15 protein-coding genes are annotated in these 16,380 nt (G+C 34.6%); 10 read left to right on the forward strand and 5 right to left on the reverse strand.

What is annotated here, in order from left to right:
* The first annotated feature begins 40 nt into the window (after positions 1–40).
* On the forward strand, positions 41–781 hold the full coding sequence (locus CXF59_RS08930) for a hypothetical protein (protein ID WP_369828551.1): 741 nt from the start codon (positions 41–43) through the stop codon (positions 779–781).
* A 101-nt stretch (positions 782–882) separates the two neighbouring features.
* The gene (locus tag CXF59_RS15755; RefSeq protein ID WP_369828552.1) at positions 883–1,176 is read left to right on the forward strand and encodes a glycosyltransferase; all 294 of its coding nucleotides are present in this window, start codon (positions 883–885) and stop codon (positions 1,174–1,176) included.
* On the opposite strand, the gene CXF59_RS08935 is transcribed toward CXF59_RS15755, so the two are convergent.
* The 3 genes from CXF59_RS08935 to CXF59_RS08945 form a co-directional block, all read right to left on the reverse strand.
* Positions 1,173–2,387: an O-antigen translocase gene (locus CXF59_RS08935; RefSeq protein WP_232758802.1), complete on the reverse strand. Its 1,215-nt coding sequence runs from the start codon at positions 2,385–2,387 to the stop codon at positions 1,173–1,175. The two genes, CXF59_RS15755 and CXF59_RS08935, sit on opposite strands and share 4 nt — an antisense overlap.
* 61 nt (positions 2,388–2,448) lie before the next feature.
* The gene (locus tag CXF59_RS08940; RefSeq protein WP_101137476.1) at positions 2,449–3,573 is read right to left on the reverse strand and encodes a DegT/DnrJ/EryC1/StrS aminotransferase family protein; all 1,125 of its coding nucleotides are present in this window, start codon (positions 3,571–3,573) and stop codon (positions 2,449–2,451) included.
* Complete coding sequence (locus tag CXF59_RS08945) at positions 3,570–4,520, reverse strand: FemAB family protein (RefSeq protein WP_232758804.1); 951 nt, start codon at positions 4,518–4,520, stop codon at positions 3,570–3,572. The genes CXF59_RS08940 and CXF59_RS08945 overlap by 4 nt, the downstream gene beginning before the upstream one ends.
* Before the next feature lie 116 nt (positions 4,521–4,636).
* On the opposite strand from CXF59_RS08945, the gene CXF59_RS08950 reads away from it, so the two are divergent.
* Positions 4,637–6,448 carry a gliding motility-associated C-terminal domain-containing protein gene (locus tag CXF59_RS08950; protein ID WP_101137478.1) on the forward strand — a complete coding sequence of 604 codons (1,812 nt, stop codon included), beginning with the start codon at positions 4,637–4,639 and terminating at the stop codon, positions 6,446–6,448.
* Positions 6,449–6,463: 15 nt separating this feature from the next.
* Here CXF59_RS08950 and CXF59_RS08955 read toward each other — a convergent pair whose 3' ends face one another.
* Positions 6,464–7,066, reverse strand: a complete 603-nt coding sequence (locus CXF59_RS08955) for a trimeric intracellular cation channel family protein (RefSeq protein WP_101138497.1) — start codon at positions 7,064–7,066, stop codon at positions 6,464–6,466.
* A gap of 210 nt (positions 7,067–7,276) precedes the next feature.
* Here CXF59_RS08955 and CXF59_RS08960 point away from each other — a divergent pair, with 210 nt between their 5' ends.
* From CXF59_RS08960 to CXF59_RS08990, 7 genes are all read left to right on the forward strand, one after another.
* Complete coding sequence (locus CXF59_RS08960; RefSeq protein WP_101137479.1) at positions 7,277–8,062, forward strand: RNA methyltransferase; 786 nt, start codon at positions 7,277–7,279, stop codon at positions 8,060–8,062.
* A gap of 58 nt (positions 8,063–8,120) precedes the next feature.
* Positions 8,121–9,674 (forward strand): serine hydrolase, encoded by a 1,554-nt coding sequence (locus CXF59_RS08965; RefSeq protein ID WP_198554666.1) that lies wholly within the window; start codon positions 8,121–8,123, stop codon positions 9,672–9,674.
* Between the two features lie 109 nt (positions 9,675–9,783).
* Positions 9,784–12,003: a bifunctional (p)ppGpp synthetase/guanosine-3',5'-bis(diphosphate) 3'-pyrophosphohydrolase gene (locus CXF59_RS08970; protein ID WP_101138498.1), complete on the forward strand. Its 2,220-nt coding sequence runs from the start codon at positions 9,784–9,786 to the stop codon at positions 12,001–12,003.
* 150 nt (positions 12,004–12,153) lie between these two features.
* Positions 12,154–12,645 carry a Fur family transcriptional regulator gene (locus CXF59_RS08975; RefSeq protein ID WP_101137481.1) on the forward strand — a complete coding sequence of 164 codons (492 nt, stop codon included), beginning with the start codon at positions 12,154–12,156 and terminating at the stop codon, positions 12,643–12,645.
* Between the two features lie 75 nt (positions 12,646–12,720).
* On the forward strand, positions 12,721–13,992 hold the full coding sequence (locus CXF59_RS08980; protein WP_101137482.1) for an adenylosuccinate synthase: 1,272 nt from the start codon (positions 12,721–12,723) through the stop codon (positions 13,990–13,992).
* Positions 13,993–14,096: 104 nt separating this feature from the next.
* Positions 14,097–14,678, forward strand: coding sequence for a GDP-mannose pyrophosphatase NudK (gene nudK / locus CXF59_RS08985; RefSeq protein ID WP_101137483.1), 582 nt, complete (start codon positions 14,097–14,099; stop codon positions 14,676–14,678).
* A 24-nt stretch (positions 14,679–14,702) separates the two neighbouring features.
* On the forward strand, positions 14,703–15,590 hold the full coding sequence (locus CXF59_RS08990; RefSeq protein ID WP_101137484.1) for a DMT family transporter: 888 nt from the start codon (positions 14,703–14,705) through the stop codon (positions 15,588–15,590).
* Between the two features lie 74 nt (positions 15,591–15,664).
* Here CXF59_RS08990 and CXF59_RS08995 read toward each other — a convergent pair whose 3' ends face one another.
* Positions 15,665–16,303: a peroxiredoxin gene (locus tag CXF59_RS08995; protein WP_101137485.1), complete on the reverse strand. Its 639-nt coding sequence runs from the start codon at positions 16,301–16,303 to the stop codon at positions 15,665–15,667.
* Positions 16,304–16,380: the final 77 nt, after the last annotated feature.

A 16,380-nucleotide genomic window follows, 5' to 3' on the forward strand; every position in this document is an offset into this window, starting at 1 on the left:
CCTGTCTAAAAGTAAATATATTTGTCAAATATACATAAAAATGAAAGTTTTACTTGTTGGCGAATTTAGTAGATTACACAACTCCCTTAAAGAAGGCTTACAGGAATTGGGACATGAGGTTTCCATTGTAGGACACCAAGACGGTTTTAAAAACTATCCGATTGACTATCCAATTAAAAAAAAATGGGACAGCGGTTTCTTTAAAAAAATTAAAGTCGGAATTTATTTGCTGTCTGGATTTGACGTCAGCTCCTATTTGACTTACCGACAGTTTAAAAAAAATAAAAATCAGTTTACCGGATTTGATGTTGTACAGCTTATCAACGAAAACAGCTTTTATTGCAACTTTTTTCATGAAACAAAAATTCTAAAACATCTCTTTAACAACAACTCGAAAACTTTCTTGTTATCTTCCGGTTATGACTATTTAAACGTAAAATATTGCTTTGAAAACCCTAGCTACAAATCGATAATTCAAGCGTATTTATTAGGTCGAATAAGTACAAAAAGCTTTGAAAACGTATTGAAATTCAAAAAAAAATCGTTTAAGAAACTTCATCAATTTATTTACTCAAACATTAAGGGCATTATTGCCTCTGACATGGACTACCATTTTCCTTTGCTTCAAAATCCAAAATATTTAGGTCTAATTCCCAATCCAATCAACACCACCAAAATTGACTTTAAGCCATTAGAAATCGAAGAAAAACGATCATTTTTCACGGAATCAACGAAGCTAATTATCAAAAAAAAGGAAATGATTTTTTCGAAAAAGCATTAAAAATAATCGAGTCTAAATACGGGGACAAACTAGAAGTTATTACAACACGAAATATTCCTTATGCCACTTACATAAATTCCTATAATAAAACGCATATACTGTTGGACCAAACGTATTCCCACGACCAAGGCTACAACGCTCTTGAAGCAATGGCTAAAGGAAAGGTTGTTTTTACAGGCGCAGAACAGCAATTCATGGAGCATTATAAACTGACCGATAAAGTTGCCATCAATGCCATCACTGATGTAGATTATCTGGTTAATGAATTATCCTTTTTAATTGAAAACCCCCATGAAATTCTTGCAATTGGCAAACGCGCAAGAGCATTTATAGAAAAAGAGCATGACTATATCAAAATAGCGGAACAGTATATAGAAACTTGGAGAACAAGCTAAAACAAACTTTTCCTAAAATATACCCCAATACCAATTAAGTACAAGAAGTACGTCAAGGCATGCGCCATCACAACCCCCTGAAGCCCATAAATTGAAACTAAAAATATACTGGAGAAGTAGGTAATAGAAAGAGATAACAATTCAGCAACAATAAAGGAAACCGTTAACTTTTTCGCAAAAAACTGATAACCTAAAATCAATGAGGCCACTTTTAATACATCTCCTACTAATTGCCAAAAGAACAAACCGGTAACCTGTAGAAATTCCTGCGTAAAAAGTAATTTAACGATAAAAAAACGAGTAAAATAAACAATAGTCACTCCTAAAATAAAAACGGGTAATATCCCTTTATAAAAACTCCAAAAAACAGTTTTTGTTTCCTGAGTGTTTTTCGCTACTGAAAGCTTAGGTAAGAAATACACCGCCAAAATAGTAGTTACAAAAAGTAAATAATAGCTCGAAATACGGGTCATCGTTTCCCAATATCCTGCTTGATCGATGCCTAGAGTTTCAATAATATTATTCCGAATTGCTAAATAAACCAGAGGCCCTAATACAGAGGAAACCAATGCCATCATAGAATACGACGATAATTTTTTTATGATCGCGAAGTCAAAAGATCTGCCCTTGATTGTTTTAAAAATATTTATTTCTTTATTTAAAAAATAAACGCTCACAAAAAACAGTAAAGCTGGCGTACTAACAAGTGCTACCAAAGCACCCAAAGTTCTATACTCAACAATCAGAATGATGGAAACCAATAACCCTATTACATTCCCTATACTGTTGACCCAGATTACCTTTTTATAACTACCTAAACCATTGAGTACTGCAATCAAAAAAAGCGAAACCACATACCAAGGCAGGGCCAATGCTAATGCTTTGAAAACAGACTGGTATTGATAATTAGTACCGAATATTTCTTGGTTCCAAAATGCAGCAAAGAAAAATAAAACACCGCTTAAAAGAAGGGCAACAACAACTAAACTTATAAAAACAGTAGACAATATTTTTTGAAGACGCAGCTTGTCTTCTTTGATTTCGGCAACATATTTTACGATTCCGTTTTGAAAACCTAAAGTAGAGACGCTTTCTAATGAAGTCAGAAAATTTCTGAGATTCCCAACTAACGCCATACCACTTGGCCCAACAAAAACAGCCAGCAATTTTGAAGTTACCAGCCCGATTCCAATTTTTAAAATAATACTCAAACTATTTAAGGAACTAATTTTAAACAGCTGGGAGCGGTATATTTTTTTCAAAACTTCCAAATCAATACTTATTTAAAATTGCTATAATAAAAGTGACTTCTTCAGTAGTCAAAACGGGACTAATAGGCAAACTCAACACCGTTTCATGTATTTTTTCAGTAATGGGAAAAGACAGCATATTATAATCGGGTAATGCTTTTTGTTTATGAGGTGGAACCGGATAATGAATCACGGTCTGTATTCCATTTTCATGCAAATATTGCTTTAATTCCATTCTATTTTCTGTTCGAATGACAAACAAATGAAATACATGATTGTTGGATAAATTCCATTTGGGCAATTGTATTTTATCATTTTCAATTTCTGTTAGATACCTTTTTGCAATCGTTCTGCGTTTTTCATTTTCGGCATCTAAATGAGGTAATTTCACATTTAAAAAAGCGGCTTGTAACTCATCTAATCTTGAGTTTACTCCCGCATAATCATTATAATACTTGGTTACTGAACCATAATTACGAAGTGAAAAAACTATTTGGGCTAATGCCGAATCATTTGTAGTTATAGCACCACCATCTCCAAGTGCCCCTAGATTTTTCCCAGGATAAAAACTAAAAGCAGCCGCATCACTACGATTACCTGCTTTTTGTAGTTTGCGATTTGGAATTTGGAATTTGGAATTAGCGATAGCGCCGTGAGCTTGCGCAGCATCTTCTATCACAAGTAAATTGTGATTAATTGCGATTGCATTTATAACTTTCATTTCTGCTAATTGTCCGTACAAATGAACAACAAGAATCGCTTTGGTTTTTAAAGTGATTTTTTCTTCGATTAAATCAGAGTTGATATTATAAGTTTCGAACTTTGGCTCGACCAGAACCGGAATTAGATCCGCTTCTAAAATAGCTAGAATACTGGCAATATAAGTGTTGGCAGGAACAATAACTTCATCACCTTTTTTTAGCTTTGCTAATTCAATGTAGCCTTTAAAAATCAAAACCAAGGCGTCAAAACCTTTCCCTACCCCGATGCAATATTTAGCCCCGCAATAAGTTGCAAAATTACTTTCAAAAGCTCTGACTTCTTCACCCAGAATGTACCAGCCATTTTCTAAAACTGTTTTCATTTTCTGTTGAAAAGCAGTTTCATACGGAGTATTTATTTTTTTTAAATCTAAAAATGGTATCATATGAGAATCATTTTATAAAAATCCTGACTATAAACAGAGCAACCTAGCTCCTCTTTTTGTCTCAAAAGACCAGTATGATATCCTTTTTCATTATCGTCATTCACAATTCCCATATCAAAAAATTGTTTCCCTTCTCGCTTGTATTTTTTTATTAAATTAATGAATAAAAAATCCAATGCACGCAACTCCTCCCCTTTCTTAGTAGTAGCACCATACTGTGATTTTACAACTGTATCTGTTTCAAACAGTGTAATTCCGGCAATTATATCATTGTTATGATACACAGAAAACTGCTTGATGTTATCCGGAAAATTACTCTTTAACTTTGTTATTTCTTGTAGGGTATGAACTGGATTAGCATCGTATTTCTCCAGTAATCTAGGTTCTAAAACCAATTCCCAAAAAAATTGTAATTGCTGTTCTTGAACTATTTCTAAATCGAGATCTTCAATTTTTCTAAAATGCTTTAATTTACTTTTTGAAATAGTTAATGGCAGTGCTAAATTTATGGCCAAATTCATTTCTTTTTTATCTAGAAACGCTCCGTTTTTAAATAGAAAAAAATCTATTTCATGATTCCCCCCAGAAGAATAAAAAGAAGGAATAGGTTTAAAATAAAAAAAATGCATTCCTTTCTCTTTCAAAAAAAACAAAAGAGATTCAATAATATCAGCAACTATTTCTCCATTTACTTTAGAGGAATAGACCAGTCCGCCATAAGTCAAACCTTGATGGGAATAAACAGCCTCTCCAACTCTGTTTGCAGGCAATACCGCAATTAACTTATCTTCCTCAAAAATCAGTAACGAATAATCTTGAAATCGCTCCTCATGGTATTCCATAAAATCACGATGAAAAAGAAAGGTAGCATTTTTGGCTTTGCTTATAAAAGCATTCCATTGGTCGAAGTATTTAGATTCGTATTGTTTTACTATGTATTTTTTCAAAGTCAATTTTTAAACATTGGGAAATTAGACAATTATTCGATAAATATCTTACTATTTATCGAATTAGATTTGTAAAAATAAATCACTAAATTTAGATCCGCTACTTTAAATTATCTATGAAGCAAAAATTACCTTATTATTTTTTTACTTTAATTCTTATTCTATCTTCTTCCATGTACGGACAGGATATTTCGCTGTACCATCAATATAACGGGAGATATGATTTTGTTTTTTTTGGAAACACTTTAAACACCTTTGAAAACGGCACTGGGGGACCTTGCGTAATTAATACAAGTTCATCAGCATTACTATCCTTAAACCCAGATGATGAAATAGAAAATGCTTACCTATATTGGGCTGGCTCTGGATTTGGTGATTTTTCAGTAAAGCTAAATGAACAAGATATTACTGCCCAACGAACCTTTAGAGTCACTCAAGGTTCGTCAGGACTTCCTTTTTTCAGCGCTTTTGCTGATATAACGGCACAAGTTAAAAGTACCGGAAGTGGCGTTTATAATTTAAGTGAATTAGACTTAAGGGACGTACTAGATTACTTTTGCTGGAATGGAACCAATTTTGGAGGTTGGGCAATTGTCGTGGTGTATAAAAATGCTAATCTACCCTTAAACCAACTTACTGTATATGATGGTTTACAGTATGTCCCGGATCAAATAAACATTACCCTTAACAGTTTAAATGTTATTGACAATAAAGATGCAAGAATAGGATTTGTTGCCTGGGAAGGCGACCGATTTATCAGTGTTAATGAAACCCTAAGTATCAATGGAAATCCAATCAGTAATTTACCCTTGAACCCCGTAGACAATGCATTTAACGGGACCAACAGTTTTACAGGTTCCACTTCGCTTTACAATATGGATTTAGATGTATATAACATTCAAAACAACATTAGCATTGGAGATACTTCGGCACAAATCCAACTTACTTCCGGCCAAGATTTTGTGATGATCAATGCCATTGTCACCAAATTAAACAGCCAATTACCAGATGCAACACTACGTATTAATAACCTCGATCTAGCATGTGACTCTAGAAAAATCGCTGTTGATTACAGTGTGTATAACACAAATAGCACCGCTATTATTCCTGCTGCAACACCAATCGCAATATATGCAAATGGAATATTGATAGGCACTACGAAGACCCAAAATAGTATTCCAATTGACGGAAAAGAAAACAATAAAATTACCTTAGACATCCCCGAAAACATTAAAAACACCTTTGATTTAGAGTTTTCTGTCGATGATAACGGAACTCGAATCGGAATTGTAACGGAACTGAACGAAGAAAATAATTTAAGTATTATTAAAAATATTTCTTTAAGGATTTCTCCAAAAATTAACCCAGTACCTGACCTGGAATCCTGCAACCAAGGTTTTGGAATTGGTTCTTTCAATTTTTCAAATTATGAAGAACTAGTCAAAGTAACTGCTGAAGACGCCGTTAGTTTTTATACGTCGCTGGAAGGGGCAACTCTTGGAGTCGAAAATGGCGCCAATACAATATACAACACTTATAATTTCAGTACTGATAAAGCTATCACGACTATTTACATTAGAATTAAAAATGAGTACTGTTATAGCATTACTTCTTTTCACTTAACCACTAAAAATTGCGCTCCAACAGTTTACAACTTTATTTCCCCCAATAATGACAATCGCAATGACACCTTTACAAATAAAGGACTCCGTGATGTTTTCTTAAATTTTAAAATATCGATATACAGTCGCTGGGGTGCATTACTATGGCAAGGCAACAATAGCACAAGTGATTGGGATGGTTACGCCAACAAGGGAATGCTGTTAGACAACCAAAGATGCCCCGACGGAACTTATTATTACGTTATTGAACTAAACGATTCTGACTACCCGATTCCGTTAGTCGGTTTCTTGTACTTATCTAATTAGTTTTAGATTAACAATCTAATTTTTTTCTAAAGTGGGCAAATACCATTTGAATTTTACCGCCATCAAACGAACTACAATAATCACCAGCGAGCTAATTAGATATAAAATATCATTATCCAAATTGAATTTTCTTAGAATAAAAAAAATAATTCCACCCAGAATACAAATGGTAGCATAAATTTCTTTTCTGAAAATTACCGGAATCTCCGCGCATAAAATATCTCGAATAACGCCGCCAAAGCAAGCGGTCATTGTTCCTAAAGCAATACAAACGATAGGATGCAGCCCAATATTAATTCCTTTTTCGAGACCTATCAAGGTAAAGACCCCTAGTCCAATGGTATCAAATAGAAATAGTGATGTACGCAGTCTCTCGAATTTTTTTCTAAATAATAGAGCTAAACCAAAAGAGAGACATATTACATATACATACTCTAAATCAAGCATCCACCCCACGGGTGTTGTTCCAATCATCACATCCCGCAAGGTTCCTCCACCTACCGCTGTTACAAAGGCAATAATAAATACACCAAAAAGATCAAGCTTCTTACTCATGGCAGTCAACGCTCCCGACAGCGCAAAAGCAATTGTTCCAATGATATCCAATAAATGAAACATGCCTTTTGTGATTTTAAGTTGAGGAATCCAAATTGTTTTGTCTACAACATTTGCCACAAAATTAAAAAAAAATACTAGTGTAGAGTAAATCCGGCCAACATATATATAGAATCTCTTTTCCCATTTAGAAATATTCTGTTTCAATCTTTAAAAACTGCCTTTTCTCTATGTATCTTTGTTTCCTAAATATTAATTAAATTTTAGAATATCTTGAAACAAATCACTTCAATTCAAAATCCATTCATAAAATCTTTGGTATTATTACAAGAAAAAGCTAAAAACCGCAAACAAACAGGTACTTTTTTAATTGAAGGAAAACGCGAAATTTCCTTGGCGCTAAAAGGAGGTTATAAAATAGAGACAATCTTATTTTATCCTGAAATCTGTACTGAAATTGAGGCAAAAAAAATATCGAGAACTACTGAGCTGATTGAAATTAACAAAGATGTATTTCAAAAACTGGCCTATCGTGATACCACAGAGGGTATTTTGGCTATAGCCAAAACAAAATCGCAACAGTTGTCTGATTTAAAATTATCAGACAACCCATTGATTCTTGTTGCCGAAGCACCGGAGAAGCCAGGAAACATTGGTGCTTTATTGCGAACTGCTGACGCAGCTAATCTTGATGCCGTAATTATTGCCAATCCCAAAAGTGATCTATATAACCCAAATATTGTGCGTTCTAGCGTAGGCTGTTTATTTACAAACCAAATTGCGTCTGGAACGACAGCAGAAATTATTGCTTTCCTAAAAGAAAGAAAAATCAATTTCTATTGTGCCACATTGCAAAATTCAACAGCGTATCATACGCAGGATTACACCACGCCTACCGCACTAGTTGTCGGTACGGAAGCAACTGGCTTGACCCAAGAATGGCGTGATGCTGCGACCCAAAACATTATAATCCCGATGCAGGGTGAAATCGACAGTATGAATGTTTCGGTTGCTGCGGCGATATTGATTTTTGAAGCTAAAAGACAACGAGGATTTTAAATTAACATTTTTTGATTTCAAAAATAAAAAAGAAAAACACAATTCAAAAAACAAGAATATGAAAAATAAATTATTCGCCCTACTAACATTAATCACAACAACTCTTTCTTTCGGACAAATAACAGAACCGCAAGTTGATGCATTGGTGAACAAAACCTTAACCGCATTTAATGTCCCTGGAATTGCAGTAGCGATTATAAAAGACGGACAAGTGGTTCTTGCCAAAGGGTATGGAGTAAAATCTATCGATACAAAAGAAAAAGTGGATACCAATACTCTATTTGGTATCGCTTCTAACAGTAAAGCTTTTACAAGCGCATCCTTAGCCATATTAGTGGATGAAGGAAAAATAAAATGGGATGACAAAGTCATCAAATACCTCCCTAATTTTAAAATGTATAATGATTATGTAACGCAGGAATTCACAATTCGTGATTTATTGACCCACAGAAGCGGACTTGGCCTTGGAGCCGGAGATTTAATGATTTGGCCTGACGGAAGTAATTTTACTGTGACTGATATTGTGCAAAACTTACAATATTTGAAGCCTGTTTCAGGATTCAGAACTAAATATGATTACGACAATCTTTTGTATATTGTTGCCGGCGAGGTAATTCATTTAGTCAGTGGAAAAAGCTGGTGTGATTTTGTCGAAGAGCGAATTATGGAGCCATTAGAAATGAATCATAGCGTAGCTTCTTTTGTTCGCTTAAAAGACACTACTAACATCATTGCGCCTCACGTACCCATAAATGGAAAGCTGAAAATGATTAAACGTTACCAAAACCAACTTTTTGATGCAGCTGCCGGAATTTATTCTAGTGTGAACGATTTGAGCAAATGGGCCATCATGCAAATGAATAATGGAAAATATGGTCCTGAAAACAAGCAGTTATTTTCAGAAAAAGAGCATGATGAAATGTGGCAATTGCAAACTATTATTCCAACTAAAACGAGCGCTCCCTATAATACCCATTTCAATGGATATGGGCTAGGTTGGTTTTTAAGTGATGTAAAAGGATACAAACAAGTGACACATACCGGTGGTCTGGAAGGAATAGTGACGCAGACTACCTATATTCCTGAATTGCAGTTAGGAATTATTGTATTGACAAACCAACAATCAGGCGCTGCATTTAATGCTATCACAAACACAATAAAAGACAGCTATTTAGATATTGCCTCAGAGGATTACGTAACTATATACCGTAACCGTATTAAAGCCAATGAAGAGAGCGCTGACAAAGTGACTGGTGAAGTTTGGGCTACAGTTGCCAAAAACAAAAAAGACAAAGTAAAAATTGACTTAGCTTCAGTCACGGGAACGTATCAAGACAAATGGTTTGGAGATGTTGTAATAAGCGAGAAAAAAGGAAAGTTGTTTTTTGAATCTAAACGTTCTTCTCAGCTCAGCGGAGAGGTGTTTTTCTATGAAAAAGAAAACTATGTGGTAAAATGGAATAATGCCTATTTACATGCAGACGCACATCTGTTTTTTACCTTTGATGAAAACGGAAAAGCCATTACTTTAAAAATGAATCCCATATCTGCTTTAACCGATTTTAGCTATGACTTTCAAGATTTGGATTTTATTCGAATCGAAAAAAAATAACCTTCAAATATTCTTCAAAGAAAAGCCGGATTGTTAAATATTAGGCAGTAATTTATCGCTTGCATATTTGCTAACTTATAGTTATTTTTAGAAAATGAATCATGCCGTTATGACAGAAATAGATATAGAAAAAGAGAACAAGGCAATTGCTCAGGAATACAAAGAACTACTACGTATCAGTTACCAAACTTTGTCTGCAGAAGACAAAAAACTGGTCCGTAAAGCTTTTGATGTTTCTGTGGAAGCCCATAAAGAACAACGAAGAAAATCAGGGGAAGCCTATATCTTCCATCCTATCGCCGTGGCAAAAATAGTCGCCTCAGAAATAGGTTTGGGTGCAACTTCTATTGCCGCAGCATTATTACATGATGTTGTGGAAGACACTCCTACCACCGTTAAGGATATTGAACGGATTTTCAATCCAAAAGTGGCGCAGCTTGTAGAAGGATTAACTAAGATTTCACTGGTTCAAAAGGACATGAACGTATCGATGCAAGCCGAAAATTTCCGTAAAATGCTGTTGACGCTTAATGATGACGTACGCGTTATTCTTATAAAAATAGCCGATAGATTGCATAATATGCAGACTATGGATTCGATGGAAGATTCCAAGCAAATTAAAATTGCTTCCGAAACATTATACATTTATGCTCCTCTGGCCCACCGTTTGGGTTTATATAAAATAAAAAACCAATTAGAAGATTTAGGGTTAAAATATACCGAACCAGAGGTATTCAATGATATTGTCAGCAAAATAAAAGAAACCAAAGACCAACAGGATGCTTACATAAAAGACATCTCTGAAGTAATTAAAACCTCTTTAGATACTGAAGGAGTGGAATACATTATAAAAGGTCGCCCAAAATCGATTTATTCCATCAGAAGAAAAATGCTGGCCCAAAATGTAAGTTTTGATGAAGTCTACGACAAGTTTGCGCTTCGCATCGTATACAAAGCAAATCCACATGACGAAAAGTTTCTGGCTTGGAAAATATATTCCATTGTAACCGACCATTATCGTCCAAGTCCAAGTCGTTTGCGCGATTGGATTTCCTCTCCAAAATCTACCGGATATGAAGCATTACATATTACGGTAATGGGACCAAAAGGGCGTTGGGTAGAAATACAAGTACGCAGCGAACGTATGGATGAGATTGCAGAAAAAGGGTACGCTGCACATTACAAATATAAAAATGGTGCCACAGAAGAAGGTGGATTGGATACTTGGTTGAACTTGCTTAAAGAAGCACTCGAAAATTCAGAAACCAGTGCCGTAGATTTTGTTGAGGATTTTAAAATGAATCTGTACTCCAAAGAAATTTACGTTTTTACGCCAAAAGGAGATATCAAATCCTTGCCAAAAGGAGCTACTTCGCTGGATTTTGCGTTTAGCATACATTCCGAAATAGGTATTAAGACTCGTGGGACGCGTGTAAACGGAAAATTAGTTCCTCTAAATTATGAACTAAAAAATGGCGATCAGGTAGAAATCATAACTTCTCAAAATCAAAAGCCCACTATTAACTGGTTTGATTACGTTACCACATCCAGAGCAAAAAATAAAATTAGAAATGTATTAAACGAAAATACCAAAAAAATTGCCGAAGACGGAAAAGAAATCCTTACTCGTAAATTAAAGCACCTAAAAATAACTTTAAGTGAGAGCGTTGTTAATGAATTAGTCAATTTTTTTAAATTAAAAACTAGTTTAGATTTGTTTTACAGAGTTGGCGTGGGGTCAATTGACAATCAGCAATTGAAAGACTATGCTGCCCAAAAAAGCAACGCCTTAATCAATTTCTTTAAAAGCAAAATAAAACGTTCCGGACCAACTGCTGATGCAGACGTCCACAAACAGGTATTGAGTAGTAATTATGATATGCTTGTGTTTGGTAAAGAACAAGATAAATTAGACTACAAACTGTCAGCCTGCTGTAATCCAATTCCAGGGGATTCGGTTTTTGGCTTTGTCACCATAAATGAAGGTATAAAGGTGCATAAAAAAGATTGTCCAAATGCCATTGCAATGCAATCCAACTATGCGTATCGTATTATGCAAGCCAAATGGATTGATTCGTCGCAACAAGAATTTAGGGCCATCATAAATATTACGGGAATGGATACTTTAGGACTTACAAATGAGTTGACAAAAGTGATTTCCAATAATATGCAGGTCAACATCCAAAGTATATCCTTAAATGGAGATGCTGGACTATTCAAAGGACAATTAATAGTTGTCGTTCAGAATAGTAATTTACTGAATAAACTTATCGATAATATTAAAAAAATCGACGGAATCGATAAGGTAACGCGAGTTTATAAAAAATAACAGTATTGGATTAAAGTATAACTATCGCTCTTTTTAACTCGTTGAGGACTGCAATAATTAATTTCTTTTTGTTTCAAAACTCACAAATTATGCTCTTATAAGTCCTTAAACTTGAAAACTATTAGAATAAATAATTTATCTTTGCCAGATATGACACTCATTTCCACAGATAACAACAAAAACCAAGAAATTGTAAAAAATGTTTTTACAATGTATCTTGAAAAAAAAGGGCATCGAAAAACACCGGAACGTTATTCTATCCTTCAAGAAATTTATGAAAGTGAAGAGCATTTTGATATAGAAAACCTTTATATCAAAATGAAAAACAAAAACTACCGTGTCAGTAGAGCTACCCTATACAATACAATCGAGTTATTATTGGACTGTGCTTTGGTTCGCAAACATCAGTTTGGTCAAAATCAAGCACATTACGAAAAATCATACTTCGACAAACAGCATGATCATATTATCATGACAGATACCGGAGAAGTGATTGAATTTTGTGATCCAAGAATACAAAGTATCAAACAAACAATCGAAGAAATATTTGATATTGATATTACCAATCACTCCCTCTATCTATACGGAGTTAAGAAAAAACCAAAACTCGAAAGTGACGTTGAAGAACAAAAAATTGACTAAAGGTTAAAATATTATAGCAAAAATTAATTAGTACGGACAACGGAAAAGTGGTCTAAATAACAAATAATAATTAGAATGACTGTAGATTTATTACTAGGATTACAATGGGGAGATGAAGGAAAAGGGAAGATCGTTGATGTTCTTACTTCAAAATACGATATTATTGCTCGTTTTCAAGGTGGACCAAATGCGGGACATACTTTAGAATTTGACGGAATAAAACATGTCCTTAGAACTATTCCTTCTGGAATTTTTCACGACAATAATATTAATGTTATTGGAAATGGTGTTGTAATCGACCCCGTTGTTTTCAAAGGTGAAGTTGACGGTTTAGCTAAATTTAATTTAGATATTAAATCGAAATTAATTATTTCAAGAAAAGCCCATTTAATTTTACCAACGCACCGTTTACTTGATGCAGCTTCTGAAGCTTCAAAAGGGAAAGCTAAAATTGGTTCTACTCTTAAGGGAATTGGACCAACTTACATGGACAAAACGGGTAGAAACGGAATTCGTGTTGGAGATATTGAACTAGAAGACTTCGAGGAAAGATATAGAGCACTAGCTGACAAGCATGAAGCAATGATCGCATTTTATGATGTAAACATTCAATATAATCTAAAGGAACTTGAAAAAGAATTTTTTGAATCTATCGAAGATTTGAAAAAACTTGACTTTATTGATAGTGAAGAATATTTACATCAAGCTCAAAAAGCAGGAAAATCGATCCTATGTGAGGGAGCACAAGGTTCATTACTAGATGTAGATTTTGGAACATATCCATTTGTAACTTCTTCTAATACTACTGCTGCAGGAGCTTGTACCGGTTTAGGAATTGCTCCTAACAAAATCAAAGAAGTATACGGGATTTTCAAAGCATACGTAACTCGTGTAGGTAGCGGACCATTCCCTACTGAACTTTTTGACGAAGACGGAACTACAATGGCACGTGTAGGAAACGAATTTGGATCTGTTACAGGAAGACAAAGACGTTGTGGATGGTTAGACTTAGTTGCACTTAAATACGCAGTTCAAGTAAATGGCGTTACACAATTGATGATGATGAAAGGTGATGTTCTTTCAGGATTTGAAACTTTAAAAATATGTACTGAGTATACTTACAAAGGTAAAAAGATCGCTCATTTCCCTTACAACATTGAGCCAGAGAATGTAACTCCAATTTACAAAGAATTCAAAGGTTGGAAAGCTGATTTAACTGGTATGACAACATACGAGGAATTGCCTATCGAACTAAAAGAGTATATCGAATATATCGAGCAAGAAATTGAAATTCCTATAAAAATTGTTTCCGTAGGACCAGATAGAAAACAAACTATCCTTAAATAAGATTAACTAGCGTCCCGATTCATCGGGACGTTTTTTATTTTAACTTTATCCAAGTCCATTTCAAAAAACAAGAAAAATAAAATTTTGCCTACAATTACATACGAATGAAGGATCCTAAAATAGAAATAAAAAAAACCGAATTACTTTCTGACAACTGGTACGTTTTAAACAAAGTCACTTTCGATTATCAAAAAAATGATGATTCTTGGATTACCCAAAAAAGAGAAGTCTACGATAGAGGAAATGGATCTGCGATACTACTTTACAACACAAAACAAAAAACAGTCATTCTAACTCGTCAGTTTCGTTTACCAACGTATCTAAACGGAAACAAAACAGGTATGATGATTGAGGTTTGCGCGGGAATGTTAGACCAAGACAATCCAGAACAATGCGTCATCAGAGAAACCGAAGAAGAAACAGGATATCGCCTCACGACAGTTCATAAGGTTATGGAAACCTATATGTCTCCGGGTGCCGTAACTGAAATTTTATACTTATTCGTTGGCGAATATGACGAATCTATGAAAGTGAATGAAGGCGGCGGAGTAGCACATGAAGAGGAAAATATCGATGTGATGGAAATGTCTTATGACGAAGCTTATGCGATGATTGCGTCTGGCGAAATTAAAGATGCTAAGACAATCCTCTTATTGCAGCATGCTAAAATTAACCAGCTCGTTTAAAACTCTCTTTTTAGAATTTAGAATATGAATAACCAGACAAAAGGTGTTTTATTCGCATTATGCGCTACCCTTCTTTGGTCGGTGAATTTTGTGATTGCCAGCGGAATAAAAGGCCATATTCCGCCTGTAGGATTGGCTTTTTGGAGGTGGACAATCGCTTGTGTCGTTTTAACCCCTTTTGCCATTAAGAGCACCATTAAAAATCGTCTTGTAATAAAGCAAAATATTCGTTTCCTTGCCATTACTGCGCTACTTGGAATAACCATATTTAGCACGCTAATCTATTTTGCCGGCAAAACGACATCTGCTGCCAACCTATCTTTAATTGCCTTTTCCATTCCTTTATTTATCGTGGTACTATCCCGAATTGCTTTTAAAGAAAAAATAAGCAATACGAAAATCGTTGGCATTGCAACAATAATATCGGGTGTTTTAATACTGCTCACTAAAGGCTCTTTACAATCCTTACTTCAAATACATTTGACAACTGGTGATTTATTAATGTTGATTGCTTGTTTTTTCTTCGCCAGTTATACTACTTTAATTCGGCTGAGACCAAAAGAATTACCCCCTAAGGTCTTTCTATTCTGTATTTTTGTTTTGGGAGTACTTTTTCTTTTTCCAATGTATCTTTGGGAACACCTTTCCTATCAGAAAATTGTTTTTGACTCCACCACCATTTTCGCTACAGCTTATGTAGGTGTCTTCGCCTCTCTTATCTCCTATTATTTATGGAATGAAGCCATTTCACTAATAGGAACTCAAAAAACAGCGATGATCTATTACTTAATACCTGTATTTAGCGGTTTTTTAGCTTATTTTTTTCTGAATCAGAAAATTATTCTGAGCCAAATCATTAGCATGGGAATCATTATTTCCGGTTTGCTAATTACCAATCAAAAAAAAGCCTGATCCTGTCACACTCTTTTTAAGCATAAAAAAACCGATTTCATTATACTTTTCTAATCTTAAAAATCCTCAAAATCTTATTTGTTAGGTTGAGGCGTCATTCGTAAATAAGGCTTTATTTGCTGATATCCCTTTGGAAACTTTGCAGGTATCTCGTGATCTGGAATTGAAGGAGAAATTACCACATCCTGTCCGTCTTTCCAATTTGCAGGTGTTGCAACACTATAGTCAGATGTCAACTGCAAACTATCAATAACACGGAGGATTTCATCAAAATTCCTTCCCGTCGATGCTGGGTAAGTAAGTGTCAATTTTATCTTTTTGTCAGGCCCGATTATAAAAACGGAACGAACAGTGAAGGTTTCATTTGCATTTGGATGAATCATATCATACAAATTAGCCACTTCTTTACTTTCATCAGCTATAATAGGGTATTGTAAAGTAACATTTTGAACTTCTTCAATGTCTTTTATCCACTTCAGGTGCGACTCCAGTCCATCAACACTTAATGCAATCACTTTTGTATTGCGTTTAACAAATTCAGGGTAGTAATTTGCAACGGTTCCCAACTCTGTAGTACAAACAGGAGTAAAATCGGCGGGATGTGAAAACAAAACACCCCAAGAATCCCCTAACCACTTATGAAAATTAATTTTCCCCATTGTCGTATCTCCTTCAAAATCTGGAGCAATATCTCCTAGTCTTAGTGTTGCCATGATTACTTTCTTTTACTTTAACTAAAGTTAGTCAAAATAATAATACATTCGACAAGTATTTCAACAATAAAACAAAA

Origin of the sequence: Flavobacterium sp. ALD4, assembly GCF_002836475.1 — a bacterium.
Lineage (GTDB): Bacteria > Bacteroidota > Bacteroidia > Flavobacteriales > Flavobacteriaceae > Flavobacterium.

Bases quoted from the DNA above. Each gene is read 5' to 3' on its own strand.
- CXF59_RS08930 (WP_369828551.1), top strand. From the start codon at position 41: ATGAAAGTTTTACTTGTTGGCGAATTTAGTAGATTACACAACTCCCTT.
- CXF59_RS08940 (WP_101137476.1), bottom strand. From the start codon at position 3,573: ATGATACCATTTTTAGATTTAAAAAAAATAAATACTCCGTATGAAACT.
- CXF59_RS08950 (WP_101137478.1), top strand. From the start codon at position 4,637: ATGAAGCAAAAATTACCTTATTATTTTTTTACTTTAATTCTTATTCTA.
- CXF59_RS08955 (WP_101138497.1), bottom strand. From the start codon at position 7,066: ATGTTTCATTTATTGGATATCATTGGAACAATTGCTTTTGCGCTGTCG.
- CXF59_RS08965 (WP_198554666.1), top strand. From the start codon at position 8,121: ATGAAAAATAAATTATTCGCCCTACTAACATTAATCACAACAACTCTT.
- CXF59_RS08970 (WP_101138498.1), top strand. From the start codon at position 9,784: ATGACAGAAATAGATATAGAAAAAGAGAACAAGGCAATTGCTCAGGAA.
- CXF59_RS08975 (WP_101137481.1), top strand. From the start codon at position 12,154: ATGACACTCATTTCCACAGATAACAACAAAAACCAAGAAATTGTAAAA.
- CXF59_RS08980 (WP_101137482.1), top strand. From the start codon at position 12,721: ATGACTGTAGATTTATTACTAGGATTACAATGGGGAGATGAAGGAAAA.
- nudK (WP_101137483.1), top strand. From the start codon at position 14,097: ATGAAGGATCCTAAAATAGAAATAAAAAAAACCGAATTACTTTCTGAC.
- CXF59_RS08990 (WP_101137484.1), top strand. From the start codon at position 14,703: ATGAATAACCAGACAAAAGGTGTTTTATTCGCATTATGCGCTACCCTT.
- CXF59_RS08995 (WP_101137485.1), bottom strand. From the start codon at position 16,303: ATGGCAACACTAAGACTAGGAGATATTGCTCCAGATTTTGAAGGAGAT.